This window comes from Streptomyces goshikiensis (assembly GCF_014650555.1).
Classification (GTDB): domain Bacteria; phylum Actinomycetota; class Actinomycetes; order Streptomycetales; family Streptomycetaceae; genus Streptomyces; species Streptomyces goshikiensis.
The window spans coordinates 48,941-75,032 of sequence record NZ_BMVE01000018.1 but is presented as its reverse complement, the minus strand read 5'-3'; the positions used below and the strand labels follow the sequence as shown (position 1 = coordinate 75,032).

The 26,092-nt window shown below is 73.1% G+C and carries 22 protein-coding genes; 12 read left to right on the top strand and 10 right to left on the bottom strand.

The features are described from left to right. Window positions 1-25 precede the first annotated feature (25 nt). The 3 genes from IE248_RS33700 to IE248_RS33690 all read left to right on the top strand — a co-directional run bounded on the left by IE248_RS33700 (window position 26) and on the right by IE248_RS33690 (window position 2,222). Window positions 26-844 (top strand): TIGR03084 family metal-binding protein, encoded by an 819-nt coding sequence (locus tag IE248_RS33700; protein WP_037800480.1) that lies wholly within the window; start codon window positions 26-28, stop codon window positions 842-844. A 143-nt stretch (window positions 845-987) separates the two neighbouring features. Then, the gene (locus IE248_RS33695; RefSeq protein WP_190032669.1) at window positions 988-1,887 is read left to right on the top strand and encodes a prephenate dehydrogenase/arogenate dehydrogenase family protein; all 900 of its coding nucleotides are present in this window, start codon (window positions 988-990) and stop codon (window positions 1,885-1,887) included. Window positions 1,888-1,958: 71 nt separating this feature from the next. Further along, window positions 1,959-2,222 carry a DUF6059 family protein gene (locus IE248_RS33690; RefSeq protein WP_190032668.1) on the top strand — a complete coding sequence of 88 codons (264 nt, stop codon included), beginning with the start codon at window positions 1,959-1,961 and terminating at the stop codon, window positions 2,220-2,222. Window positions 2,223-2,235: 13 nt separating this feature from the next. Here IE248_RS33690 and IE248_RS33685 read toward each other — a convergent pair whose 3' ends face one another. Then, window positions 2,236-3,129 carry an alpha/beta hydrolase family protein gene (locus tag IE248_RS33685; protein WP_073797077.1) on the bottom strand — a complete coding sequence of 298 codons (894 nt, stop codon included), beginning with the start codon at window positions 3,127-3,129 and terminating at the stop codon, window positions 2,236-2,238. Between the two features lie 197 nt (window positions 3,130-3,326). Between IE248_RS33685 and IE248_RS33680 the strand changes: the two genes are divergently transcribed. The 4 genes from IE248_RS33680 to IE248_RS33665 all read left to right on the top strand — a co-directional run bounded on the left by IE248_RS33680 (window position 3,327) and on the right by IE248_RS33665 (window position 8,559). Beyond that, window positions 3,327-4,340, top strand: a complete 1,014-nt coding sequence (locus IE248_RS33680; RefSeq protein WP_229895717.1) for a methyltransferase — start codon at window positions 3,327-3,329, stop codon at window positions 4,338-4,340. 88 nt (window positions 4,341-4,428) lie between these two features. Next, the gene (locus IE248_RS33675; RefSeq protein WP_079196131.1) at window positions 4,429-5,658 is read left to right on the top strand and encodes a cytochrome P450; all 1,230 of its coding nucleotides are present in this window, start codon (window positions 4,429-4,431) and stop codon (window positions 5,656-5,658) included. A 160-nt stretch (window positions 5,659-5,818) separates the two neighbouring features. Next, entirely contained in the window at window positions 5,819-6,817 is a 999-nt protein-coding gene (locus IE248_RS33670) for a class I SAM-dependent methyltransferase (RefSeq protein ID WP_190032667.1), read from the top strand. Between the two features lie 23 nt (window positions 6,818-6,840). Then, window positions 6,841-8,559: a thiamine pyrophosphate-binding protein gene (locus IE248_RS33665; protein WP_190032666.1), complete on the top strand. Its 1,719-nt coding sequence runs from the start codon at window positions 6,841-6,843 to the stop codon at window positions 8,557-8,559. Between the two features lie 48 nt (window positions 8,560-8,607). Here the strand turns inward: IE248_RS33665 and IE248_RS33660 are convergent, their stop codons facing one another. Continuing rightward, the gene (locus tag IE248_RS33660; RefSeq protein ID WP_008743168.1) at window positions 8,608-10,188 is read right to left on the bottom strand and encodes a 4-hydroxyphenylacetate 3-hydroxylase family protein; all 1,581 of its coding nucleotides are present in this window, start codon (window positions 10,186-10,188) and stop codon (window positions 8,608-8,610) included. Between the two features lie 200 nt (window positions 10,189-10,388). Between IE248_RS33660 and IE248_RS33655 the strand changes: the two genes are divergently transcribed. The 3 genes from IE248_RS33655 (at window position 10,389) to IE248_RS33645 (ending at window position 13,440) form a co-directional block, all read left to right on the top strand. Further along, on the top strand, window positions 10,389-11,570 hold the full coding sequence (locus IE248_RS33655; RefSeq protein ID WP_008743167.1) for an acyl-CoA dehydrogenase family protein: 1,182 nt from the start codon (window positions 10,389-10,391) through the stop codon (window positions 11,568-11,570). A 61-nt stretch (window positions 11,571-11,631) separates the two neighbouring features. After that, window positions 11,632-12,060, top strand: coding sequence for an SgcJ/EcaC family oxidoreductase (locus IE248_RS33650; RefSeq protein ID WP_008743166.1), 429 nt, complete (start codon window positions 11,632-11,634; stop codon window positions 12,058-12,060). A 36-nt stretch (window positions 12,061-12,096) separates the two neighbouring features. Further along, complete coding sequence (locus IE248_RS33645) at window positions 12,097-13,440, top strand: FAD-dependent oxidoreductase (RefSeq protein ID WP_073776226.1); 1,344 nt, start codon at window positions 12,097-12,099, stop codon at window positions 13,438-13,440. Window positions 13,441-13,615: 175 nt separating this feature from the next. Here the strand turns inward: IE248_RS33645 and IE248_RS33640 are convergent, their stop codons facing one another. The 6 genes from IE248_RS33640 to IE248_RS33615 form a co-directional block, all read right to left on the bottom strand. Next, on the bottom strand, window positions 13,616-14,863 hold the full coding sequence (locus IE248_RS33640) for a cytochrome P450 family protein (RefSeq protein WP_190032665.1): 1,248 nt from the start codon (window positions 14,861-14,863) through the stop codon (window positions 13,616-13,618). Between the two features lie 74 nt (window positions 14,864-14,937). Then, complete coding sequence (locus IE248_RS33635) at window positions 14,938-16,173, bottom strand: acyl-CoA dehydrogenase family protein (protein WP_190032664.1); 1,236 nt, start codon at window positions 16,171-16,173, stop codon at window positions 14,938-14,940. A gap of 47 nt (window positions 16,174-16,220) precedes the next feature. Then, complete coding sequence (locus IE248_RS33630; RefSeq protein ID WP_073776232.1) at window positions 16,221-17,600, bottom strand: condensation domain-containing protein; 1,380 nt, start codon at window positions 17,598-17,600, stop codon at window positions 16,221-16,223. 90 nt (window positions 17,601-17,690) lie between these two features. Then, entirely contained in the window at window positions 17,691-17,912 is a 222-nt protein-coding gene (locus tag IE248_RS33625; RefSeq protein ID WP_008743161.1) for an MbtH family protein, read from the bottom strand. Beyond that, entirely contained in the window at window positions 17,909-19,705 is a 1,797-nt protein-coding gene (locus tag IE248_RS33620) for a non-ribosomal peptide synthetase (RefSeq protein WP_073797134.1), read from the bottom strand. Before IE248_RS33620 ends, IE248_RS33625 begins: the two co-directional genes overlap by 4 nt. A gap of 82 nt (window positions 19,706-19,787) precedes the next feature. Continuing rightward, the gene (locus IE248_RS33615) at window positions 19,788-20,699 is read right to left on the bottom strand and encodes an arylamine N-acetyltransferase family protein (RefSeq protein ID WP_047961327.1); all 912 of its coding nucleotides are present in this window, start codon (window positions 20,697-20,699) and stop codon (window positions 19,788-19,790) included. Window positions 20,700-20,891: 192 nt separating this feature from the next. Between IE248_RS33615 and IE248_RS33610 the strand changes: the two genes are divergently transcribed. Further along, window positions 20,892-22,226: an acyltransferase family protein gene (locus IE248_RS33610; RefSeq protein WP_106433417.1), complete on the top strand. Its 1,335-nt coding sequence runs from the start codon at window positions 20,892-20,894 to the stop codon at window positions 22,224-22,226. A gap of 223 nt (window positions 22,227-22,449) precedes the next feature. Next, entirely contained in the window at window positions 22,450-23,235 is a 786-nt protein-coding gene (locus IE248_RS33605; protein ID WP_073797084.1) for an alpha/beta fold hydrolase, read from the top strand. Between the two features lie 130 nt (window positions 23,236-23,365). Here IE248_RS33605 and IE248_RS33600 read toward each other — a convergent pair whose 3' ends face one another. Both IE248_RS33600 and IE248_RS33595 read right to left on the bottom strand, forming a co-directional pair. Further along, the gene (locus IE248_RS33600; protein ID WP_190032663.1) at window positions 23,366-24,772 is read right to left on the bottom strand and encodes an extracellular solute-binding protein; all 1,407 of its coding nucleotides are present in this window, start codon (window positions 24,770-24,772) and stop codon (window positions 23,366-23,368) included. Between the two features lie 40 nt (window positions 24,773-24,812). Further along, window positions 24,813-25,985, bottom strand: coding sequence for an epoxide hydrolase family protein (locus IE248_RS33595; protein WP_008743154.1), 1,173 nt, complete (start codon window positions 25,983-25,985; stop codon window positions 24,813-24,815). Window positions 25,986-26,092 lie beyond the last annotated feature (107 nt).

Below are 26,092 nucleotides of genomic sequence, written 5' to 3'. Positions count from 1 at the left end.
GCACCTCTCACCCAGGAGACACACCATGACCGCGCAGAACCCCCTCAACGACGTTCTGAAGGACCTGGCCATCGAGATCGAGGAGACCGCCCGTCTCGTCGAGGGCCTCGACGATTCCGGCTGGGCCGCCGCGACCCCCGCCCCGGGCTGGAGCGTCGCCGACCAGATCGCCCACCTGACCTTCATCTTCCACCTGGCCGGCACCGCCGCCTCCGACGGCGAGGCCTTCGCGAAGATCGCCGCCGGCGCCTCCGACGACTTCGACGGCGCGGTCAACTCCGCCCTGCGCCAGTTCAACCAGTTCCCGCCGGCCCAGCTGCTGGGCCGCTTCCGGGCGCTGGGTCAGTCCTCCGTCGAGTCCCTCGCGGCCGTTCCGGCGGGCCAGGTCGTGCCGTGGCTGGTCAACCCGCTGCCGCCGACCGTGCTGGCCGCCGCCGGAATCATGGAGATCTTCGGCCACGGCCAGGACATCGCCGACGCCCTCGGGGTCCGGCGCGAGCCCACCGACCGCCTCCGCCACCTGGCCTTCTTCGCCTTCCTCACCCGTGACTTCGGCTACCTCTCGCGCGGCCTGACCCCGCCGGCCGAGCCGTTCCGCATCGAGGTGACCTCCCCGGCCGGTGAGGTGTGGGCCTTCGGTCCCGAGGACGCCGCGAACAAGATCACCGGCCCGGCCGAGGACTTCTGCCTGCTCGTCACCCGCCGCCGGCACCGCGACGACCTCGCCCTCGTCGCCACCGGCGAGGAGGCGGACCGCTGGCTGGACATCGCCCAGGCCTACCGCGGTCCCGCCGGCGAGGGCCGTACCCCCGGCCAGTTCCCCCACCACGACTGCGACCACTGAGCCGGCCGTGACCATGCCGCCGTCCTCCGCCCGGAGCCCACCAACCCCGCCCGCGGCCGCAGTCCGCAGCCGCAGTGCGCAGCCGCAGTGCGCGCCCGCCCCCAGCCCGCCGCCCGCCGCCCGTCACCAGGAGAGCCAGCCCCATGACCGCCACCCCGCTCCGCACCGCAGTCGTCATAGGCTGCGGCGCCACCGGCACCTCCGTGGCCCTCGCCCTCACCGGCGCGGGCGTCGAGGTCGCCCTGATCGACCAGGACCCGCGGGCGGCGGCGGACGCGGCGGCCCTCGGCGCCGGAACCCCGTGGCGCCCCGCGCTCCCGCCGGCCGATCTCGTCGTCGTCGCCACCCCGCCGTCGGCCGTCGTCGACGTCCTCTACACGGCGCAGGCCAGGGGACTGGGCCGGGTCTACACCGACACGGCCGGTACGAAGGACATCATCTGCGCCGACGCGGAACTGCGCGGCTGCGACCTCAAGGGGTACGTCCCCGGGCACCCGTCGGCCGGGCCCGACGCCCCGGGCCGGGCCACCGCCGACGCCGGCCGGTTCGCCGGACGTCCCTGGGTCCTGTGCCCGTACGAGACCACCCCCGCCTGGGCACTGGAGGCCGTGGACGCCCTGATCGCGCTGTGCGGCGCGGCCCGCCGGGACATGACCCCGGACGCGCACGACCGGGCCGTCGCCGCCGTCTCCCACGTGCCGTACCTGGTCGCGGCGGTGCTCGCCGCGGGCCTCGCCGACGCCGACGGCGAGCAGCTCTCCCTCACCGGGGACGAACTGGCCGCGCTGGCGGGCATCGCGGCCGCCGACCCGGTGCTCGGCAGCGACCTGCTGACCCACAACGCGGGTCCGGTCGCCGACGTGATCGACCGGGCCGTCCGCGACCTCGGGGCGGTGGCCCGGGTCCTGCACGAGGGAGCGGACACCGCGCCCGTCGAGCTCGGCCTGCTGTTGGAGCGGGGCGGGCGCGGCGCGGCCGCGGTGACCGGCGCTCGCCAGGCGCTTCGCACGCCGGGAGATGCGGGGCACGGCGGGCGGATGTGACGTTCGGGAGGCGGCCGGGCATGTCCGTGCGCGGCCGCCGGAGTCCTTTCCCCGACGAGAATCAGGAACCCGTGACCATCACATCGCCGTCCTCCACGCAGTTCCTCCCCGACCGGCCCGGCGGCCCCGCCGTACGGGCCCTCGCCCTCACGACGCGCGGTCTGCGTTTCGCCTACCGGTCCCTCGTCTGCTTCGGCTGGCTGTGGATCGGCCCGATGCCGCCCGACGAGTTCGCGCCCGTACTCGACGCACCCCCGCTCGGACACCCGGAGCGGCTGTGCCGGGCCCCGCTCACCGAGGCGGAACGCGCCCTGGACCGGCAGCTGAGGGGCTGAGCGCCCGCCGAGCTCAGCCGGCGGCCAGCCCCGGCAGCCGCTCCACCACGGTCCGCCACGCGGTCCCGGCGGGGTCGAGCACGTCGAAGTGGCCGCCGCCGGGCAGCTCGACGAGTTCCACCCGGTCGCCCGCCGCCCGCGCGGCCCGGGCGTAGCCGCGGCTGACACCGACCGGGACGAACGCGTCGGCCGTGCCGTGGACGAGCAGCTGGGTGGCGCCGGACGGCAGCAGCTCCGCGGGATCCGCCGCCCCGTACCGGCCGGGCACCTCCTCGGGGCCGCCGCCGAGCAGCGCGGCCACGGCCCCCACCCGCATCAACGGCAGCACCTCCCGGGCGAGGTGACGCCGCCCCGGCACCGGGGCGTCCGGCGGCGGCGCGGCCGTCCGGTCCGCGAGCACCGCCCCCACCCGGTGGGTGTGTCCGGCCCGCAGGTCCACCACGCCCGCCACCGACACGGCCGCGCGCACGCGCACCCGCGGCCCCGCGCCGACGGCGCCGGCGGGAAGCCGCCCGCGCGCGGCCGACCAGCACGCCAGGTGCCCTCCGGCCGAGTGGCCGACGGCCACGACCCGCTCCAGGTCCAGGCCGTACGGGGCGAGGTCCGCCAGGGCGTCAACGGCGGCGGCGGTGTCGAGCAGCGTCCCCGGCCAGCCCCCGCCCGGCTCGCCGACGCCCCGGTAGCCGATGTTCCACACGGCGTACCCCTGCCCGGCCAGGTGCTCGGCGAGCGGGGCCGTTTGCGTCCGGTCGAAGATCGCCGCCCAGAAGCCGCCGTGAACCAGCACCACCACGGGGTGCGGCCCGCCGCCGGGCGGCAGGTACAGCTCGCCCGCCTGGACGGACGCCGTTCCGTAGGAGTGGCGGAGGGTACGGGGGCCCGTCCGGGGCCCTGGGGTCGTGCGCATGGCTGGGGCTCCTCACCTGGCCAGGGCACCCGGACGGGTGCGCCGCGCGCCCGGTGCGGCGCGCCCCGGGAGCGTAACCGCGAGGCGACGAACCCGAGCAGCCCCGCACGCGGTTGGGCAATTCGGAAGATGAGCCGGGCGGGGAGCGGACAGCACGATGAACCGACCCAACCGCGTACGAGAGCGAGGAGAACACCGTGTCAGGTGAGGACGGGACGGGCGCCGCGCTGTGGGCGATGGCGCATCTGGCCACTCCCATGGCGCTGCGTGTGGCGGCCACTTTGAGGGTCGCCGACCACATCGCGGCCGGAGTGCGCACCGCTCCCGAGATCGCCCGCGAGGCGAAGGCCGATCCGGACGCGCTGGCGCGACTGCTGCGCTACCTCGCCGCACGGGGTGTGCTGCGCCGCGACGCCGCGGGCGGCTACGAGCTGACCGCGCTCGGCGAACCCCTGCGCGACGACCACCCCGACGGGATGCGGGCCAAGCTCGACATCGAGGGCACGGTCGGGCGGGCCGAACTCTGCTTCGTCCACCTGCTGCACACCATCCGCACCGGCGAGGCCGCCTACCCCCTCCAGTACGGGCTGCAGTTCTGGGACGACCTCGACCAGCACCCCGAGCGCGGGGCCTCGTTCGACACCTGGATGAGCTCCAGCGCCCCCGACCGCGCCCAGGCGATCATCGCCGGCTACGCCTGGGGCGACCTGGGCGACCTGGTCGACGTCGGTGGCGGCAACGGTTCGCTGCTGGTGGCGCTGCTGCGGGCCTTCCCGCAGCTGAACGGCACCCTCGTGGACATGTCGGAACCCGCGGCCACCGCCCAGCGGGCGCTGGAGGCGGCGGGCCTGACCGACCGCGGCCGGGCCGTCGTGGGCAGCTTCTTCGATCCCCTGCCCAAGGGCGCCAAGGGCTACCTGCTCTCGCTGATCATCCACGACTGGGGTGACGCGGAGGCCGTGGAGATCCTGGCGCGCTGCGCGGAAGCGGCCGGCGCGGACGGCTCCGTCTTCGTGGTGGAGAACCTGGGCGCCGACGGCGAGACCCCGCCGGCCGGCATGGACCTGAGGATGCTCGCCTTCTCCGGGGGCAAGGAGCGGGGCCTGGCAGAACTCGCCGGGCTCGCAGAGCGGGCCGGTCTGCGCATCGTGGCCCGCCACGGCGCGGGCACCCTGTCGATCGTCGAAATGGCCGCCGCGACCCTCGCCTGACGGCCCATCCATCCGCGACCGCCGCGCCGCCGCCCCCACCGGGCCGGCTGCGCGGCGGCACCGCCTTGCACCAGGAGGTCCGTATCCCATGCCGGTACTCGAAATGACGCCGGACGCGGCGCTCGCGGCCATGGTGTCCCCCGAGGGACGCCAGAACCCCTACCCCTTCTACGAGGCGATCCGCAGCCACGGCAACGTCGTGGAGGTCAGGCCCGGCCTGATGGCGGCCGTCGGCTACGACGAATGCGTCAAGGCGCTGCGCGAGCCCAGGATGCGGGTCCAGGACGCGGCGGCCTTCGACCGGACCTTCCCCGGCTGGCGCGACCACTCCTCGCTGCGCCACTTCACCAACTCGATGCTCTACACCAACCCGCCCGCCCACATCCCCATGCGGCGCATGGTGACGGAGGCGTTCACCGTGCCCCGGATCGCGGCGCTGCGCTCGACGGTGGAGCGGATGACCGACGAACTCCTGGAGCGGTTCGCCGGGCTGGGCGCCGCCGGCGCCCCCGTCGACTTCATGACGGAGTTCGCCTTCCGGCTCCCGGTCGCGGTGATCAGCCACATGCTCGGCGTCCCCGAGAGCGACCAGGTGTGGTTCCGGGAGATCGCCGCGGACATCATGATCGCCTTGGAGGGCATCAGCGACGCCAAGGAACTGGAGCCCGCGAACGCCGCCACCGACCAGCTCGCCGAATACTTCGCCCCGCTCATCGCCGAGCGGCGCCGCACCCCCGGCGACGACGTGATCGGCACGCTGGTACGGGTCCACGAGGAGGACTCCGACCGGTTCAACGCGCACGAACTGATCGGCAACCTGCTGCTCCTGTTGTCGGCGGGCTTCGACACCACCACACACCTGCTGGGCCACGGCCTGCTCCAGGCGCTGCGGCGCCCGGTGCTCGCCGACCGGCTGCGCCTGGAGCCGGAGCTCGCCGCCGGCTACGTGGAGGAGACGCTGCGCGTCGAACCGCCGGTGCAGGCCACCACGCGCTGGGCAACTCAGGACATCGACCTGCTGGGCCACCGGATACCGGCCGGCACCAAGCTGCTGGTGATCCTCGCCGCGGGCAACCGCGACCCGCGCCGCTACGAGCGGCCGGAGCTGTTCGACCCGGACCGCCGCGACATCCGGCCGCTGAGCTTCGCCGGCGGGGTGCACATCTGCGTGGGGGCGCCGCTGGCCCGCCTGGAGGCGCAGATCGCGCTGCCGCGGGTGCTGACCCGCTTCCCCCGGCTGGCCCTCGGCGGCACGCCCACCTACCGGCCGCGCTGGCTGGCTCGCGGCAACGACTGGCTGCCGGTCACCACGGGCTGACGCCCGCGCCGACATCCCCCCGGGGCGCCGCGAGGGGCGACGCGGGAGCGTCGCCGGGGGGACAGAGCAACGTCAGAGATGCCCTGTTCCCGGCCCCCTCCAAGCATGGAGGCGAGGGTGACAGAACTCGTGAACGGTTCCGATGATGAGGTGCTGAGCAGTGACTGTTGACATCGCACAGAGCAAGGCGCGTGGCATCGCGTCGATCTACAACTCCGCCGTCGCGGCGTGGGCGATCGCCGCGCTGTGGGAGATCGGCGCGCTGGACGAACTGCACCGCAACCGGACGCTGGACGCGGCTGACTTCGCCCGCTGCGGCGGACTCGACGTGCAGTCGACCACCGGCCTCTTCCGCGCCCTGTCGGCGGTCGGGCTGGTCCTGCGGCAGGACACCGTCGTCACACCGCTCGACGGCTTCGACGAGATGTACCGCGACAAGTCCTTCTTCCACTGGCTGGGCCGGGGCAGCGCCGAGCTGTTCCAGCAGATCCCCGCCGTGCTGCGGACCGAGAACCGCACGGGCGACCACTACCGCCGCGACCCCGCCGCCATCGCCTACGCCTGCCGCGAGATCGACCAGGTCACCTACGCCCCGACGTTCCGGGCCGCGCTGGACCGGGTGGACTTCCCGTTCACCCGCGTCGCCGACCTCGGCTGCGGCAGCGGCGCCCGGCTGATGCAGATCCTCGACCGCTACCCGGGAACCACGGGCATCGGCGTCGACATCGCCCAGCCCTCCATCGACGTGGCGGTGAAGGAAGCGGCCGAGGCCGGGTTCGCCGAGCGTGCCGAGTTCCTCCAGGGCGACGTCCTGCGGCTGGAGCGCCGGCCCGAGTACGACGACATCGAGCTGCTCACCTGCTTCATGATGGGCCACGACTTCTGGCCCCGGGAGAACTGCGTCGCCACCCTGCGCCGGCTGCGCGAGGTCTTCCCCGCCGCCCGGCGCCTGCTGATCGGCGATGCCACCCGCACCTCCCTGCCCGACACCGAACTCCCCGTCTTCACGCTCGGGTTCGAGCTCGGCCACGACCTGATGGGCACCTTCCTGCCCACCATCGAGGACTGGCAGTCCGTCTTCGAGGAGGGCGGCTGGGAGCTCGTGCGCACCAACCGCATCGAGATGACCGTCGGAGAGGTCATCTTCGAGCTCGCCTAGCCGGACCTCGGGAGCCACCAGCCATGACGACACTCTCCTCGGCCGTCGGACGGGCCCTCGCCGCCTGCGGCATCAGGCACGCCTTCGGCGTGGTGGGAGGCGGCAACATCCTCGCGACCGCGGCCCTGACCGCGTCCGGGGTGCGCTACACCGCCGCGCGCCACGAGGGCGGCGCCATGGCGATGGCCGACGCCTACTACCGGGCGACCGGAGAGGTGGCCGTCTGCACCACGACCCACGGCCCCGGCCTCGCCAACACCGCGACACCGCTCGCCGAAGCCGTGAAGAACCGCAGCGGCGTGGTCCTGCTGTGCGGTGACGCGCCGCTCGCGGGACCCCGCCCGCACGACATCGACCAGAGCGCCTTCGCGGCGTCGCTCGGCGTGCCGGTGGTACGCCTGAGCGACCCGGCGACCGCCCGGCGGGAGATCGCCGGGGCGGTACGGACCGCCCGCGCGCGGCAGTGCCCCGTCGCGGTGTTCATCCCAGGGGACCTGGCGGGCGCCGTGGTGCCCGCCGACGAGTCGGAGACGGCTGCGCGGACGGGCACGGCGCTGGACACCGCGCCGGACCCGGCGGCGGATCCGGTCGCCCCGGCGTACTCCGCCGCGGCCGGACCGGCCGGCGCCGCCCCGCCCCACGACCTCGCCCGGGCCGTCGCCGCCCTGGCCGGGGCCCGCCGACCGCTCCTCCTCGCCGGCCTCGGGGCCTGGCGCTCGGGCGCCGGCAAGATCCTGCTGGAACTCGGCGACCGCATCGGCGCGCTGTACACGACCACCGTCATGGCCAGCGGCCTCTTCCACGACAGCCCCTGGTCGCTGGGCGTGTGCGGAGGCTTCGCCGACCCGGCGGCGGCCGCCCTGGCGGGCGAGGCCGACGTGATCGTCGCCTTCGGCGCCCGCCTGGACACCTTCACCCTGCACGGCGGCCGCATCCTCGACCCCGCCGCCACGGTCGTCCAGGTCGACCTCACGGCCGGACCGACCGCCGAACGCGTCGACGTACACGTACGCGGGGACGCCGCCGTGGTGGCCGCCCAGTTGCTCGACGCGCTCGCCGCCCCCGCCCCGCCGCCGCCCGGGTGGCGCACCGGAGCCACCGCGCGGGCGCTGCCCGCCGGCTGGGCGGCCCGGCCGTACGAGGACGCGAGCGCCGGGGGCCGGATCGACCCCCGTACCCTCACCTCGGCACTGGCCCCTCTGCTGCCGGCGCAGCGCACCGTGGTCCTGGACGGCGGGCACTTCATCGGCTGGCCCGCGATGTACTGGCGGATCCCCGATCCGGCCGGGCTCGTGTTCACCGGCGCGGCCTTCCAGAGCATCGGCCTCGGCCTCGCGGGCGCCGTCGGCGCAGCCGTCGGCCGGCCCGACCGCACCGTGGTGGCGGCGGTGGGGGACGGCGGCGCCCTGATGGGCCTGTCCGAACTCGACACCCTGATCCGCTCGGGCCGTCCGGCGCTCGTCGTGGTCTACGACGACGCCGCCTACGGCTTCGAGGAGCACATGTACGCGCCCCAGGGCGCCGACTCGGCCACCATGACCTTCGCCGACACCGACTTCGCCGGCGTGGCACGGGCGCTCGGAGCCGCCGCCGCCACCGTGCGCACCGTCGACGACCTCGACGCCGTGCGGAGCTGGCGGGACCGGGGCAGCCCCGGCACGCTGCTGCTCGACTGCAAGGTGGTCTCCGGCGTGGTGGCGCCCTACCTGGCCGACCTGATCGCCCCGCACAGCGCGGGCTGACCGGGCCGGCCCGGTCCGGGCTGCCGGCCCGTCGGCCGGGCCCGGGCCTCAGCCGCCGAGCAGGCCCTGGCGGGCGTCCCGCAGACCCTCGAACGAGTTGAGGTCGGGGACGGTCCAGCCGTCGAGGTCGTACTCCGACAGGCACTCGTCCACGAACGCCTTGTAGCCGTCGAGCTGGCCCGACGCCGTCTGGGCGAACAGCAGCTCGGCCCTGGTGGCCTCGTGGTTGCCCGAGTAGTTGCGCTCGTAGAGCTCGTGGCGGCCGCCGAACTCGGTGCCGACCGCGTCCCACAGCAGCTTGAGGACCTTCACCCGCTCGACGGCGTCGACACCGCCCGAACCGCGCACGTACTTGTCGAGGTAGGGCCTGATCTCGGGGTTCTTGAAGTCCTCGGCGCTGGAGTTGAGGTAGATCAGCCCGCTGGCCACGTCCTGCTGGACGATCTCCTTGATCCGCGGGTAGCCGACCTGCATGAACCACCGGTACGCCATCCCGTAGTCGGCGTTCGGCAGCACCGCGCCGCCCCGCCACTTCTTCGGGTTGCGGGCGGCCGCGTCGGACAGTCCCCAGAAGAGGTTGCGCCACGCCAGTACCTCGCCCAGCCGGGTCTGCACCCCGCGGAAGTCGGAGGTCCCGGTGATCTCCAGCGCCTTGGCCAGCAGGCCCGCTATGAACTCCAGCTTCACCGCCAGCCGCGTCATGCCGTGGAAGGTGAAGCGCTCCATGAACCCGGACTGCCCCGAGAACATCTGGATCTTGGCCATGTCGCCGTAGATGAAGACGTTCTCCCAGGGGATGAGGACCTTGTCCATGACGAGGATGGTGTCGTTCTCGTCGAGCCGGGAGGACAGCGGGTAGTCGAAGGGGCTGCCCATCACCGCGGACATCGCGCTGTACGACGGGCGGCAGATCAGCTTCACGCCCTTCGCGCCGGTCGGCACGGTGGCGACCAGCGCGAACTCCTTCTTCTTCACCGGCAGCCCGTAGTGCGCGATGAAGTTGTGGTGGGTCAGCGCCGAACCCGTCGCCACGACCTTGGCACCGCTGACCACCAGGCCCGCGTCCGTCTCCTTCTCGACGTGGACGAAGACGTCGGACACCTGGTCCGGCGGCAGCGAGCGGTCCACCGGCGGGTGCACGATCGCGTGGTTCCAGTAGAGGACCTTCTCCTGCGTCTCCCGGTACCACCGGCGCGCGTTGTCGGCGAACGGCTCGTAGAACTCGGCGTTGGCGCCCAGCGTGCCGAGGAACGCCGCCTTGTAGTCGGGACTGCGGCCCATCCAGCCGTAGCTCATCCGCGACCAGCGCGCGATGGCCTGCTGGTCGGCGACCAGGTCCTCGACGCTGCGCGGAGTGGTGAAGAAGCGGTGGGTGTAGCCGTTCCCGGAGTCCGTCCGCGTGGTCAGTACGTCCTGGTGGGCCGGGTCGTGGAGCGCGTCGTACAGGCGGGCCGTCATCCGCACCGGGTTGGCGAACGCCGGGTGCGTGGTGACGTCCTTGACGCGCTCGCCGTAGAGGAAGACCTCGCGGTCGTCCCGCAGGCTCTCCACGTACTCGTCGCCCGTCAGAGGCCTCGTCTGCGGCGCCTGCGGCCCGCCCGCCGAGGCGGCATCGTCCTTGGAGGTCATGAACACCATCGTGTCAGCCGGCCCCCGCCCGGGGCTTCTTCCCGTGTGCGATAGCGGCGCCCGCACCGGCCCGGACCTGCCCAGGTCGCAGCGTGGCCGCTACTTCGCAATCCGGAAGGTGCTCAGGCGGCCCCGAGCGGTGTGAGGTCGGCTCAGAACGGCCTGGCCCTACGACTGTTACGTCCCCGGGAGGACTTACGATGCTCACCGCCGAGATTCCCACGCGTGCGCAGCTGGTACGGCGCGCGGCCGACCTCGTGCCGCTGCTGCGGAAGAACGCCGCGCAGGCCGAGGAGGAGGGGCGTCTCCAGGACGAGACCATCGAGGCGCTCGCCGAGGCCGGCATCTTCAAGCTGCGCGTGCCCAAGCGGTACGGCGGCTACGAGGCCGACACCCGCACCCTCGTCGAGGTCGCCGCCGAGCTCGGCCGCGGTGACGGCGCCGCCGCCTGGACCGCGTCGGTGTACTGGATCCCGACCTTCATGGCCTGTCTCTTCCCCGACTCCGTCCAGGACGAGGTCTTCGCCACCCCCGACGTGCGCATCTGCGGCACGCTGAGCCCCTCCGCGCTCGCTGCGCCCGCCGACGGCGGCATCACCGTCAGCGGCAAGTGGGGCTTCGTCAGCGGTGCCCGCCACGCCCACTGGCAGGAGATCATCGCCGTCCTGCCGACCCCGGACGGCCAGCACCTCCCGGTCATGGCGCTCGTCCCGATGGAGCAGCTCCAGATCGTCGACGACTGGGACACCTCCGGCCTGCGCGGCACCGGCAGCGTCAGCACGGTCGCCCAGGACGTGTTCATCCCGCACGAGCGGGTCATCCCGCTCCCCGCCATCCTCATGGGCCAGTACGCCTCCGAGCTCAACGCCGCCTCCGCGATCTACCGCGCCCCGCTGCTCCCGGTCGCCTCCGCCTCGTCGGTCGGCACCGTGCTCGGCCTGGCCCGCGCCGCGCGCGACACCTTCTTCGACCGGCTGCCCGGCCGCACCCTCACGTACACGGCGTACGAGACCCAGGCCGAGGCCCCGCTGACCCACCACCAGGTGGCCGAGGCGGTCCTGACGACCGACCAGGCCGAGTTCCATGCGTACCGCCTGGCCGACCTCGTCGACTCCAAGGGCGAGTCCGGCGCCGAGTGGACCCTGGAGGAGCGCGCCCGCGCCCGCGCCGACATGGGCGCCGTCGTGCGGCTGGCCAAGAAGGCCGTCGACATCTTCGCCTCCGCCTCCGGCGGCTCCTCGATCTACCGCGACGTGCCGATCCAGCGGATCACCCGCGACATCCAGGCGGTCAGCCTGCACGCCCTGATGAACCCGAACACCAACACCGAGCTGTACGGCCGGGTGCTGTGCGGGCTCGAACCCAACACGCTCTACATCTGAGCCCGGCCCGCCCCGCCACACCTCCCGCCCCACCCCCCGACCCACCTTCCACGGAGCAGACATGACCACGCAGACCACCGCCCCCGCCGTAGAGATCTCCGACGAGGACAAGGCCGCCGTCGCCGCCCTGCCGCAGCGCATCGTCGAGGCCTGGGCGGCGCACGACGCCGACGCCTTCGCCGACGTCTTCACCCCCGACGGCACGATGATCCTTCCCGGCAACTTCCAGAAGGGCCGCGACGCCGTCCGCGCCTTCATGTCCGCGGCCTTCGCCGGCCCGTACAAGGGCACCCGCGTCACCGGCACCCCGATCGACATCCGCTTCGCCAACGCGGAGTCCGGCGTCCTGATCACCCGCGGCGGCGTCCTCGCCCCGGGCGAGACCGAGCCCGCCCCCGAGCGCGCCGTGCACGCCTCCTGGGTCGTCGTGAAGCAGCAGGGCCGCTGGTTCCTCGCCGCCTACCAGAACAGCCCGCGCCACGCCGCCTGATCCGCGGCCCACGACGTTTCGAGAGGAATGAACGCGATGACCCGCACTCAGGGCGCCCGCGCGGTCGTGCTCGGCGGCAGCATGTCCGGCCTCCTGGCCGCCCGTGTCCTGGCCGATGCCTACGACGAGGTACTGATCATCGAGCGCGACACGGTGTCGGGCTCGACCACCGCCCGCAAGGGGGTCGGCCAGGGCCGCCACGTCCACGGGCTGCTCGCCCGCGGCCAGCAGATCCTGGAGGAGCTGTTCCCCGGCTTCACCCAGGGCGCGATCGACGCCGGGATCCCCACCGGTGACCTCGGCGAGCTGCGCTGGTTCTTCAACGGCCGCCGGCTGAGCCCCGGCACCACCGGGCTGATCTGCGTGTCGGCCACCCGCCCCGTCCTGGAGGGCCGGGTGCGCGAGCGGGTGTCGGAGCTGGCCAACGTGACGCTCGTCGAGGGCCACGACATCATCGGCCTGATCACGGACGCCGGGCACGACACCGTCACCGGTGTGCGGATCCAGGCCCACGGCACGGACGGCGAGGCCCGCGCGATCGACGCCGACCTCGTCGTCGACGCCACCGGCCGCGGCTCGCGGACCCCGGTGTGGCTGGAGGAGTTCGGCTACGAGCGCCCCTCCGAGGAGCGCATCAAGGTCGACCTGACCTACACCACCCGCAAGTTCCGGCTGCGCGACGACTCGGTCCTGCGCGGCGACCTGTCGATCAACCCGGTCTCCTCGCCGAGCCACCGCCGCGGCGCCTTCCTCTCGCGCATCGAGGACGGCCTGGTCGCGGTCTCCCTGACCGGCGTCCTTGGCGACAGCGCGCCCGCCGACCTCGACGGCTACCTGGAGTGGACCCGCAGCCTGCCGGTCTCCGACATCCACGACGTCCTCAAGGACGCCGAGCCCGTCGACGACGGCGCCGTGTTCCGCTACCCGGCCAGCGTCCGGCGCCGCTACGACCGGCTGGAGCGCTTCCCGGCCCGCTACCTCGTGGTCGGCGACGCGGCGTGCAGCTTCAACCCCGTCTACGGACAGGGCATGACCGTCGCCGCGCTGGAGGCCCTGGTGCTGCGCGACCACCTGGCCAAGGAGAGCGTCGACCCGCTGGCCTTCCTCGGGGACATCTCCAACGTCATCGAGTTCCCGTGGCAGTTCTCCGCGGGCGCCGACCTCGGCTACCCCGAGGTCGAGGGCGAGCGCACCCCCGAGTGGGAGCAGGGCGGTGCCTACATGGCCCGGCTGCACGCGGCCGCCGTCGTCGACGGGGAGATCACGGCCACCTTCATGCGCGTGGCCGGGCTGGTCGAGTCGCCTGCGGCGCTCATGAGCCCGGACATGCTCGAACGCGTCGAACGAGGGTCCCGGCAGACCGAGGCCCTCGCGGCCTAGGACCCCCTCCCGGGACGAGCCCGCCGTACACCCCCCCCCAGGTGCGGCGGGCTCTGCGCGTTCCGGGCCGTGACGCGTGCGGCCCCCCCCGTACGGCGGACAGCGCGAAGGGCCGCCCCGCGGACGCGGGACGGCCCTTCGGCCGCACGTGGCCGGACGTACGGGCGTGGCCGGCTCAGCCGGCGACGGAGGCCAGCGCCGGCACGGTCAGCCGGACCGGCAGGCTGCGGTGGCCGTTCATGATGAAGGTCGGCAGCGGCTCCAGCTCGTCCTTCGTGACGGCCAGCGACAGGTCCGGGAAGCGCTCGAACAGCCGCGACAGGCCGGTCCTCGCCACCAGGCGGGCGACACCGACACCGAGGCAGTAGTGCGGTCCGAAACCGAACGACAGGTGCTCCTTGTCGGCGCGGGCCAGGTCGAAGGCGTCCGGGCGATCCGGGTGCAGCTGCGGGTCGCGGCCCACGGCGCTGTAGTTGACGAGGATCGGGTCACCCTTGGGGATGGTCACCCCGTCGAGCTCGATCTCCTCGGCGGCGTAGCGCAGCGGCAGGTGCGCCAGCGGCGACTCCACGCGCAGGGTCTCGTCGATGACGTCGTCCCAGTCGGCCTGGCCCGATCGGACCAGCTCCAGCTGCGCCGGGTCCGACAGCAGCGCCGTGATGGCGTTGTCGAAGAAGTTGATGGTGGTCTCGGAACCGGCGCCGAGGATCGCGAAGATCGTGTCGGTGAGCTCGTCCTCGGACAGCCGCGAGCCGTCCTCGTCGCGGGCCGCGACCAGGTCGCTGGTGATGTCCTCGCCCGGCTCGCGCCGCTTGTCGGCGATGAGGTCGGCCATCGCGCCGCGCCAGCCGGCCAGCACGGCCTGGGCCTGCTCGGGCGTGATGGTGGTGTCCACCATCGCGTCGATGACCTTGGCGGTCTTGGCGCGGGCCTCCTCCGGCATACCGATCAGGTCGGCGACCAGACGGGCCGGCAGCGGGTACGCGAACCGCTCGCGCAGGTCGACGACCTCGCCCGGTGCGCTCTGCTCCAGCGCGTCCAGGAGCTGGTCGGTGAGCTCCTCCACGCGCGGGCGGAAGGCCTCGGTGCGGCGCGGGCTGAACGCCTTGCCGGTCAGCTTGCGCAGCCGCACGTGGTTCTTCCCGTACGCCGTGACCATGTTGTCCATGGCCACCCAGCTGATGAGCTCCCAGTCCGGCGGGACCTCGCCGCTCATGAAGGCGGGCCAGTGGTTGCGGGCGCTCTTGGTCACCCGCGGGTCTCCGAGCACCTTCTTGATCACGTCATGCCCGTTGAGCGACCAGGCGAGGACCCCGCCGGGCAGCTTCACCTGGGTCGCGGGACCCTGAGCACGCAGTACCGCTGCTTCGCCGTGGATGTCGCGCCCGGTGGTGTCGAGCGCGAAGGGGCAGCCTTGCTCCATGGAACTATCCCGATCTGTCTGAGTGAGGTCGAAGGAGGACGGCCCGCACGGGCCGCGAAGTCACCTGCCGCGGATCACTGACCGGTGCCGAAGTGGGCACGGGCCAGTTCGCGGTTGGCGTGGGTGGCCAGGAAGATGCCGTTGCCGGCGTGGCTGTGCAGGGTCGACAGGTCGCGCCAGACCCGCTCGATGCGGTGGCCCGCCCGGACGGAGCTGGAGCCGGCCGTCGGGAAGAGCTGCCCCTCGACGGCCCGCCAGCACAGCCGGACCGCCTCGCGGCTGATGGTGGCCAGCCGCAGCTCCTCCTCGCGGGTGAAGGCGGCGGCCTCCTTCAGACAGAGCTCCTGCCACTGGCGCACGGCGTCGTTCATGGCCGCCTCGGCGGCCGCGATCAGACCGGTGGCCTCACCGAAGCGGAACTGGAAGTCCGGGTCCTCGGTGCGCGCCACGATCGGGAAGAACGCCGTCGTACGGGAGCGCATCAGCTCCTCGTAGGCGTCGAGGCCGCCCTTGGCGATGCCGACGGCCAGCGCGCCCAGTTCGAGCAGCATGAAGCTGAGCGGACCGCCTCCGTACTCGGGGCCGTGCAGGAGCCGGCCCGGGGTCTCCTCGGTGACCGGGATCTGGCTCAGGTGCCCGATCAGCGCGTGGTGGGCCGGGATCCGGGCCTGCTCGATCCGGATGCTGTGCGAGCCGCTGCCCTTGAGCCCGAGCTGGTCGCCCCAGTCCTCCAGGCGCTCGAACTTCTCGCGCGGCGCGATGAACAGCAGCGGCGCCGGCGGCTGGTCCGGGTCCGAGAAGACCAGGCTGTGGCCGATGAAGTGGGTGGCGTAGGGGGCGCCCGAGCAGTAGTTCCAGGTGCCGTCCAGCAGCCAGCCGTCGCCGGTGCGCGTCGCCGTGCCGGCCGGGGCGACCGTCGCCGGGCAGATGAAGTCGCCGCCGGCGAACAGCTCGGCCTGGGTCCGTTCGTCGAACAGGGTGCCGACGACCAGCGCGTGGGCCGCGCCGAACAGGTACATCCAGCCCGTGGACGGGCAGCCGCGGGCCAGCGCCGTCGCGACCTTCAGGAAGGTCGCGGGGCCGAACTCGTAGCCGCCGTACTGGCGGGGGACGAGGATGCGGTAGAAACCGGCGCGGGAGAACGCCTCGTGGGTGTCCTCGGCGTAGTAGCCGCGCCGCTCGGTCTCCGCCTGGCGCTCGACCAGGGTCGACGCCAGCTCCTCGGCGCGGGCGACGATCTCGTCGGGGGTCAGGTCCGGCTCCGGCGGGGCCACGGGACCGGTGAAGGTCTCCGGCAGGGTCGTTGTCATCGTGGACGGTCCTCTTGCGTCGATGGGAGCGGCACCGGGCCGGCGGATCAGGCGTGCGTCAGCGGGGTCTGCGGGGCGTCGGCCAGAGCCGTCAGCAGCCGGCGGAAGCCGGCGACCAGCTCGATCGCCGTCGCCTCGTCGAAGCGGTTGTGGTCGAACTTGAGGCTGCCCGCGAGCTCACCGGTCGGCAGGATGTCCATGGCCCACAGGCCGCCGTCCGGGATGGCCGAACTGAGCCGCTGGGACCGGGTGCGGCGGCGGATCTCGGTGAACACCAGGCCGCCCGCCGCGTCCCCGTCCAGCGGGAACGGCGACTGGAGCACCTCGAAGGCGACGACCGCGAGGAAACCGTTCGCGAACGGCGCGAGCAGCGCCGGGCTGTCCTCGGCGATCCGCGCGAAGGGGATCTCGTGCTGGTAGGCGCCGATGCACGCGGCCCGGGCCTGGTCGAGCACGTCGCCCAGGGTGGCCGATCCGGTGGTGTCGATGCGGATCGGCACGAAGTTGAAGAACGGGCCGACCGCGTCCATGAACCGCTCCTCGTAGCGGCCGGAGGAGAAGGTCGGGAAGACCACGTCCGTGGTGCCGGTGCGCTCGCGCAGCAGCGCGGAGTACGCGGCGGCCATCACCATGAACGGGGTGCTGCGGGTGACCCGCGCGCGCTCCACGACCGCCTTGGACAGCTCCGCCTCGAAGACGAAGCGGTGCACGCCGTACGCGCTCGCCAGGCTGTCCTCGCGCGGCCGGTCGGAGGTGATGCCGGTGATCTCGGCGCCGGCGAGCCGCTCGCGCCAGTAGGCGCGGTTCTGGTCCATCCGGCTGCTGCCGGCGCTCTCGTGCTGCCAGCGGGCGAACTCCTGGTACTGCGGCGCCGCGGCGGCGTCGGCGGGCGCCCCGCCGAGCCCGGCCTCGTACGCCTCGACCAGGTCGCGCATGATGACCTGGAGCGACCAGGCATCGGTGGACGTGTGGTGCGTCGCCAGCACCAGCACGGCGTCGGTGGCGTCGAAACGGCCCAGGTGGCCGCGCAGGTGCGGCAGCTCCCGCACGGGGTACGGGGCCGCGTCCACCGTGTTCAGGAACTCCTCGGCCAGCGCGTCGCGCGCCTGCCCGGGGGCGGAGGCCAGCTCGGACACCTCCAGCGTCACGGCCGTCGCCGGGTGCACGACCTGGTGGCCGCCCTCCTCGTCGCCGAGGATCTCGGTGCGCAGCACCTCGTGGCGGGCCACGACCGCGTCGAGCGCCCGCTGGAGGACGGCCGTGTCGATCTCCCCGGAGACCCGCCAGCCGCACACCAGGGTGTGGCGGTGGCCGAAGGCACCGTCGGTCTCGCCCTTGTCGAACGCGCGGAGGAACTCCTGGTTGTACGCGAGCGGGATGCGCTGGGCTCGGCCGTTCGCCTCCGGCGGTGCGGCGGTGATGCTCAAAGTGACCAGTCCTTTCTGGGGCGGCCCCGGGGTCCGGGCCGCAGGGTTCGTGCCGTGAGGTTCGTGCCGTGCGGGTTCGTGCCGTGAGGTTCAGGCGGCGGCGGGCAGCGCGGTGGTGAGGCGGTGCGGGCTCGGGCGGCGGCTGATGAAGTCCATGCACTCCGCGCGCCGGGCCGGACCGAGCGCGACGGGCCAGCCGGCGGGCGTCTCCAGGTGGGCCGGCCACAGCGAGTGCTGGCCGATCGTGTTGACGAGCACGAGGAACGCCTTGCGCGCGGGGTCCGCGCCGTCGCTGTCGAACGGGTTCGTCATCGCCTTGCCTCCGTCAGTTCCTTCGGTGCCGTCAGTTCCAGTTCCCGCAGGTGGCGGTCGAGTTCGGCGACCGTCGGGTGGTTGAGCACGTCGCCGACCGTCGTCTCGACGCCCAGTTCGGACTCGATGCGGCTGACGAGGCGCATGGCCTGGAGCGACTCGCCGCCCAGGTCGAAGAAGCTGTCGTCGACGCCCACCGCCGGGATGCCCAGGGCCCGGGAGAACATCGCGCACAGGAGGACCTGGCGTTCGTCGCGCGCCGGGGCGGGCGCCGCGGCACGCTGCGGGGCGACCGCGGGCAGCGCCGCGCGGTCCAGCTTCCCGTTGGCCGTCAGGGGCAGGGCGTCGAGTTCGACGAACGCGGTGGGCACCATGTAGTCGGGCAGCAGCCCCGCGGCCTCCGCCTTGAGCCTCGTCAGGTCGAGGCCGGGGACGGCGGGCACGACGTAGGCGACGAGGCGCTTCTCGCCGGCCCCGTCCCCCTCCTGCCGCACGGCGACCACGGCGGCGTGCACCACGCCCGGCTGCCGGGCCAGCACGTGCTCCACCTCGCCAGGCTCGACGCGGTAGCCGCGGATCTTCACCTGGTCACCGGCGCGGCCGGCGAACTCCAGGAGCCCCTGCGGGCCGCGGCGCATGAGGTCTCCGGTGCGGTACATCCGCGTGCCCGGGGCTCCGTACGGGTCGGCGACGAAGCGCTCGGCGGTGAGCTCGGGCCGGTCGTGGTACCCGCGGGCCAGCCGCTCGCCCGCGATGTACAGCTCGCCGACCTCGCCGTCCGCCACGGGACGCAGCCGCTCGTCGAGCAGCCGCGCGTCGATCGTGTCCATCGGACGGCCGACGGGAATCGCCGCCGTCGGCTCGTACGGCGCGGTGATCTCGGCGTACGCGGCGAACGAGGACACCTCGGTGGATCCGTACATCGCCCGCACGACGACGCCGGGGCAGGCGTCCAGGACGCGCCGCACGGCCGTCGGGGCGATCACGTCGCCGCCGGTGAGCACCTCGCGCACGGTGGCGAAGCTTTCCGGGGCCTCCTGCGCGAACAGCCGGAACAGGCCCGCGGTCACGTGCAGCGCGGTGACGCGCTCGCGCGCGATGAGCCCGCGTACGGTGCGCACGTCGAGGTCGCCGGGGGGCGCCAGGACGATGTGCCCGCCGCGCAGCAGCGGCACCCACAGCTCGTACGTGGACACGCCGAAGGCGTAAGGGGCGAGCGAGAGGACCCGCCGGTGGCCCTCGCCGTCCCAGCAGGAGTCCGCGACCAGGCCGAGCACGCCGCGGTGCGTGACCGCGACGCCCTTGGGCTCGCCGGTCGACCCCGAGGTGTGGATGACGTACGCCAGGCTGTCCGGGCCGGCTGCGGGGTCCGGGGCCGGGGCCGAGGAGGGCATCGAGCCCGTGGCGGCGTCGGTCGCGGGGACGATGACCCTGCTGGTGCGCGGCAGGCCGCGCCCGCTCATCACCCGGTCGGTCAGCAGTACGGGGGAGGAGGCGCGGTCCATGATCTGCTGCATCCGCTCCAGCGGATAGGCGCTGTGGAGCGGCAGGTAGAAGGCTCCGGCCTTGAGCGCGGCGAGGATCGCCACCACCGTGTCGGGCGAGCGCTCCATCAGCACGGCGACCGGGTCCTGGGGGCCCACGCCCGACCGCAGCAGGCGGTGCGCGAGCCGGTTCGCCCGCTCGTCCAGCTCCCGGTAGGTCAGGGCGACCTCGTCCGACGACACCGCGACCGCGTCGGGCGTACGGCGTGCCTGGGCGGCGAAGCCCTCCTGAATCGATGTGGAGACCATGGTGTTGTCCAATCAGTCCGTTTGACCGCGGCTGCCCGTGCGGGCGCACGCCCGGGTCTTCCGGAACGGTCACACAGGCCGATTACGCGCTGCATCTCCTGGATTGCCGTACCAGGAAGGCCTCGTGCTGGCGCACCACACGGCGCCACAACAGGTCCCGTTCGGCCTTCGACAGGTCCCCCAGCGGCAGGCCGAAGACCTCGTCGAGGGCGGCGAACCAGTCCTCGCGCCGCTCCAGGGTCTGGCGCACGGTGGTCCGGGCCTGGCGGGTGAGGGTCAGGGCGCGCAGTACGTCGGAGCCCGCCGCGTGGCGCCGCATCACGGTGCACAGCTGGCGGAAGTGGGTGTCGGAGGAGGTGCTGAAGTACGCGTGGCGCCGCTCGAAGTCCGCCATGGAGGCCGGGGCGGGATCGAAGTCCATGCCGGTGAAACCGCTGCCGTCCGGGTGGCGCAGCTGCCAGGCCCCGGCCCGTACCTCGGAGGCGTCCAGTTCGAAGCGGAACCGGGCCTGGAGGATGCCGCCCTGGACGAAGCGGCCCCGCCGCAGCGGCAGCGGGGCGTAGAAGCCGTCGCCGAGACCGACGTCGACCAGCCAGCGCCCCCCGGGGTCGTCGGGCAGGGAGTCGACGGTCAGCGTCAGGTGGCTGCCGTCGATGGCGGGCCGGCCCTTGGGCGGGCGGTGCACACCGCCCTGGTGCAGGGTGACCCGGTAGCCGAGCGAGCGCAGCAGCACGGCGAACGCGCCGTTGAGCTGGAAGCAGTAACCGCCCCGGCGCAGCCGCACGATGCGGTCGACGGAGACGAGGGGATCGATGCCGGTGCGGCGGCCGAGCTGGATGTCGAGCGTCTCGTACGGCACGTGCTCCAAGAACGCGCCGTGCAGCCGGTGCAGCGCCGCCACGCTCGGCGGCCCGGCGGCCACGCCGCCCAGCCGGTCGAGGAACGCGGCGGTCTCGGACCGGCTCAGCGCGGTCGTGGCGGTCGTGGCGGACATGCGGTCTCCTCGGCGACAGATCCTGCGGCCGTCTCCCCGGGCCGGATGGGGCCCTCACACTCCGTCACGGCCTGTGCGGCCCGCATCTTCAGCATTGCGGCGCCGTTCCGGAGAACTGCGCAATGCAGGAGATGCCTTCAGGTCGCGCTGGCTTGATTCTGATCGGGCCGTCGAACTAGAGGAGAACAAGCCGTGGCGACAGCTGCACAGGGGGCCCGGCCGGGGGCCCGCACATCCCCGCGTGTCCCCAGACTCGAAGGAATTCGCGCGCTGTGCGCGTTCGGAGTGCTGGCCGTCCACACCTCGTTCAGCGCCGGGGTCATGGGGGCCTACGACCTCGCGCCGGGCAACGAGGTCGGCGCCGTCCTGCTCGGCGGCGTGAAGGGCATCATCCTCGGACCGTTCTTCGTGCTGTCCGGCATGCTGCTGTACCGCCCGTTCGCGCGCTGGACCCTCACCGGCAGCGCGCGTCCGGCCATCGGCCCCTTCCTGATCAAGCGCGTGGCCCGGCTGTGGCCGGCCTACGCGCTGCTGACGGTGGCCTGTCTGCTGCTGATCAACTACAACTCCATCCACAGCGTCTGGTACGTGCTGCGGCCCATCCTGATGCTCCAGGTCTACGACTTCACCCCGTACGCCGGCATGGACCCGACCTGGACCGTCCCGGCCGAGCTGCAGTACTACATCGCGCTGCCGCTGCTCGCCGCGGCGATGCACTGGCTGGCGCGCGGCGTGGCGGAGCCGGAGCGCAAGGCCCGGCGGATGATGATCCCGCCGGTGCTGCTCACCCTGGTCGGCTTCGGCTGGACCCTCTACATCCACCAGCCGTCGATGGGCATCTTCCCCGAGCAGTACTGGTGGCCGATCGCCATGGCGGGCGGCTTCGCCCTCGGCATGGCCATGGCGGTCCAGGGCGTGCTGGCGGAGATCAAGCCGGACCGCAAGCCGGTCCTGCACCGCTGGGCGGGCGCCCACCCCAACCTGTTCTGGCTCGGCGGCCTGGCAATCTACGCCATCAACTGCGCTCAGCCGTACGGCCGTCCGGGATACGGCGACTACGAGTCGCTCGGCAACGCCGTCGTCCAGTTCTTCCTCATCCTGATCTTCTCCTTCCTCGCCGTGATGCCGCTGACGGTCCCCGAGGCCCGCTCGCGCCTGATCGACGCGGTGCTGAGCAACCCGGTCTCGCGCTACCTGGGCCGGATCTCCTTCGGCATCTACCTCTGGCACTTCGCGATCATGTACTTCTGGTTCCGCAGCGGCAGCGTCTTCGGCGGTGACCCGCAGCCGCTGATGATGCTGCGCGGCACGATCGGCTTCCCCGAGCTGATGACGGCGGTCGTCCTCGGCAGCATCGCCGCCGCGGCCCTGAGCTACCACCTCGTCGAGCGTCCCGTCCTGAACGCGGTGGACCGCTGGGTCGCCAAGCGGTCCGCCGGCGCCGCCACGGCCGTCGCCGGCCCGGCCGACACCTCCGGCCGCTCCCGGCAGGCGGACGACTACATCAAGGCGGGTCCCTCGGCCTGAGCCCGAGCCCGCCGGACCCGCGAAGGGGGTGTCCCCGGCCGTCACGACGGCCGGGGACACCCCCTTCCGGCTGCCCGCGCCCGCCCCGCCGGAAGCGGAATGCCAGGAAGGGCGAGGCAACCTCGAAGATGCGCCCGGCGGTCCGGGCGGCGGATGCTGGTGCCCGCGGGACCAGAAGGGCTGATTCCGCGGAGCCGACCAGCGGCATCACAGTAGGAGATCCATGAGCACAGTTCAGTCGAGCGACGGCACGAACATCGCCTTCGACCGTTCCGGTGAGGGTGCGCCGCTCATTCTCGTGGGCGGTGCGTTCAGCGAGCGTGCCCACCCGGTCATGGCCCAGCTCGCCGAGCAGATGGCCCCGCACTTCACCGTCTACAACTACGACCGCCGCGGCCGTGGTGACTCCGGCGACGTCGAGACCTACGACATCGAGCGCGAGATCGACGACCTGGAGGCGCTGATCGCCGAGGCCGGCGGCAGCGTACGGATCTTCGGCATGTCCTCCGGCGGCAACCTGGCCTTCGCGGCCGCCGCCCGGGGTCTGGACATCACCCAGATCGCCGCGTACGACCCGCCGTTCATGGTCGACGAGAGCCGTCCGCGGCCGCCGGCGGACTTCGCCGAGCAGCTCGCCGCCCTCGCCGCCGAGGACCGCCGCGGCGACGCGGTGGAGCTCTTCATGGTGACGGGCATGGGCGTGCCCGCCGAGATCGTCGCCCAGATGCGGCCCGCGCCGTTCTGGCAGGGGCTGGAGTCGCTGGCGCACACCCTCGCCTACGACTCGGTCCTCATGGGCGACTTCACGCTGCCGACCGAGCGCCTGCGCGCCATCTCGGTGCCGGTCCTCGTCATGGACGGCGAGAAGACGGCTCCTTGGCTGCGCACCGCCGCCCGGACGGCCGCCGAGACGCTGCCGGCCGGTCAGCACCGGTCGCTGCCCGACCAGGACGCGGCGGTCGACCCGGCCGTCCTCGCGATCGAGCTGAAGAACTTCCTCGTCGCCTGAGCGCGGCGGTGAAAACCGGAAGTCCTCCCCGAAGGAACGTTCCTTCGGGGAGGACTTCCGCGTGTGCGGGACGTGGTGCGGGGGCGGCCCCCTGTGCTCCGCCCCCGCACCCGCCCCACCCCACGCCGGGTCAGTCGCGCGAAGCGCCCTTGACCGCGTTCTCCAACTGGGCGCCGGTGTAGACCTCGGCGTCCCGGAAGTACTCCACGCGCAGGCTCTGCGGGGAACGCACCCCGTTCTCGACGCGGTCCGCCTCGTACGCGTCGAGCAGCTCCTGGGCCTCGGCCGTCGCCTCGGCGAACCGCTCGGCCGGGTCGTCACCGCGCAGCAGCACGTCCGCCATCGCCCGCGTCATGACGTCCTGGGCGCCGGCGAAGTCGCCGAACTGCGCCCCGCGGCACGGCGGCACGCCCTCGCCGTCGGTGTACGAGCCCAGCTGTGCGCTCGCGAGCCGGTGGAAGGGGTGCGCCTCGAACCAGCCCTCGTCCTCCAGCAGCCGGTACGAGGACCGGGTGACGGGCACGAAGCTGCTCGCGATGTGCCGGTCGGCGGCGTTGCGGGGGTTGTTGAGGAACTGCATGAAGGCGAGCGCGCCGTCCTGCGTCACCTCGTCGAGCCCGTCGGCCAGCCACAGCGACGTACCGGCGATGATGTTGCCGCCGTACGGCTCGCCGGCGCGGCCCGGGAAGCGGCCCACCGTCATCTCGAAGCCGGCGTTCTCCGCCGCCATGCCCATGTAGTTCAGGTCGTTCGACGAGGTGATGCGCAGCGCCACGTCCTGGTCGGCGAACGCCTTGAGGTTGCCCTCCCAGTCCGGGATCTTGCCCGTGTACAGGTAGTGGCCCTTCCGGTGCAGGCCCTGCCACCACTCGGCCCAGGTGAGCATCTCCCGCGACGACAGCTCCAGGCGGGTCGCGCGGCCGGCGCGGCCGTTGTCGTTGTCGGCGAGCCGCCCGCCCTGGACGGCGAGCGCCTGCTGGAAGAAGAGGCCCTGGTTGGACCAGGTCACGCCGTACTCCGGGCCGTCCTTGAGCGCGGCGACGGCCTCGCACGCGGCCTCGATCTCGTCCCACGTCGTCGGCAGCCGCTCGACGCCCGCCGCCTTCAGGACCGTCTCGTTGCCGTAGATCAGCATCGCCGTGGCGACGGCCGGCATCGAGGCGAGGTCGCCCCCGAGCGAGTAGTGCTCGCGGACCGCCGGCAGCAGGTCGTCGATGACGACCGGCTCGCCGAGGATCTCCGTACGGTCGCCGATCGCCTGCTGCACGGAGGTGAACAGCGGCTTGCCGTCACGGGTGCGCGAGTCGCGGGCCGCCTGCGTGACGGCGAAGTAGTACTCCGCGACGGCCGGCTGACGGCCCTGGTCGGCGGCCTCCGCGATCTCCTGCGACAGCGTGCGGAAGTCGCGTCCCTCGATGTTGACCCGGTACTCGGGGTGCGCCGTCTCGAACTCGGCGCCCAGCTTGTGCAGCCGGTCCATGTAGCCGGGGAACGTCAGGTCGGCCACCCAGACGTCGATCACGGTAGGGGCGGTCATGTGATGCCTCTTCTCTCGGTGCGGAAGGTGGAGGGCCGGCTCAGGCGGCGACGGGGGCGGACACCAGGGCGCGGACGAACGACCGGATGTCGCCGGTCAGCGCGGCGGGCTGCTCCAGGGCCGCGAAGTGGCCGCCCCGCTCGAACTCCGTCCAGTGCGTGATGGTCGGGATGTCGCGGTCGGCCCAGCTGCGGATCGGCACGAAGATGTCGTCGGGGAAGACGGCGACGCCCACCGGAACGGTCAGCGCGGGCGGCACGGCGCCGGCGGCCGCCGCCCGGACGCCCTCGGCGCCCTCGAAGTAGAACTGCGCGGACGAGCCGGCGGTGGCCGTCAGCCAGTAGATCGACACGATGGTCAGCAGCAGGTCGCGGTCGACGGCCTCCTCGGGACGCTCCTGGGCGGCGGTCCAGTCCAGGAACTTCTCCGTGATCCAGGCGAGCTGGCCCACCGGGGAGTCGGTCAGCGCGTACGCCAGCGTCTGCGGGCGGGTCTGCTGGAGCTTCATGTAGCCCGACAGCTCGGCGTCGAAGCGCCCCAGCTTGCCCAGGCGCGCCTGGTCCTGCTCGCTCAGACCCGCGAACTCGGCCGGGTCACCGGACGGGAAGGTCATCAGCATGTTCACGTGGACGCCGATGACGTGCTCGGGGTCGACACGGCCCAGCTCCAGCGAGATCACCGCGCCGGCGTCGCCGCCCTGGGCGACGTAGCGGTCGTAGCCCAGCCGCGCCATCAGCTCGGCCCAGGCACGGGCGATGCGCGGCGTGTCCCAGCCCTTCTCCGGCAGCGGGTTGGAGAACCCGTAGCCCGGGATGGACGGGATCACCAGGTGGAAGGCTTCCGCCGGGTCGCCGCCGTGGGCGCGCGGGTCGGACAGCGGGCCGATCACGTCGAGGAACTCGGCCACCGAGCCGGGCCAGCCGTGCGTGAGCAGCAGCGGGGTGGCGTCCGGCTCCGGCGAGGTGACGTGCAGGAAGTGCACCGGGGCGCCGTCGATCTCCTCGACGAACTGCGGGTGCGCGTTCAGCCGGGCCTCCGCGGCGCGCCAGTCGAACGAGGTGCGCCAGTACTCGGCGAGCTCCTTCAGGTAGTCCAGCGGCACCCCGCGGCCCCAGCCGACGCCGGGCAGTTCGTCCGGCCAGCGGGTCGCCTCCAGGCGGCGGCGCAGGTCGTCCAGCTGCTCCTGGGGAATGTCGATACGGAAGGGATGCATGAGGGCACTCCGGAAGGCTCGGGCCGAGGTCGTCGAGGTCATCGAGGTCGATGGAGACAGAGAGCGCCCACCGGCGGCCGGTGTCCCGGATCCGCCTGGTGCGCCCA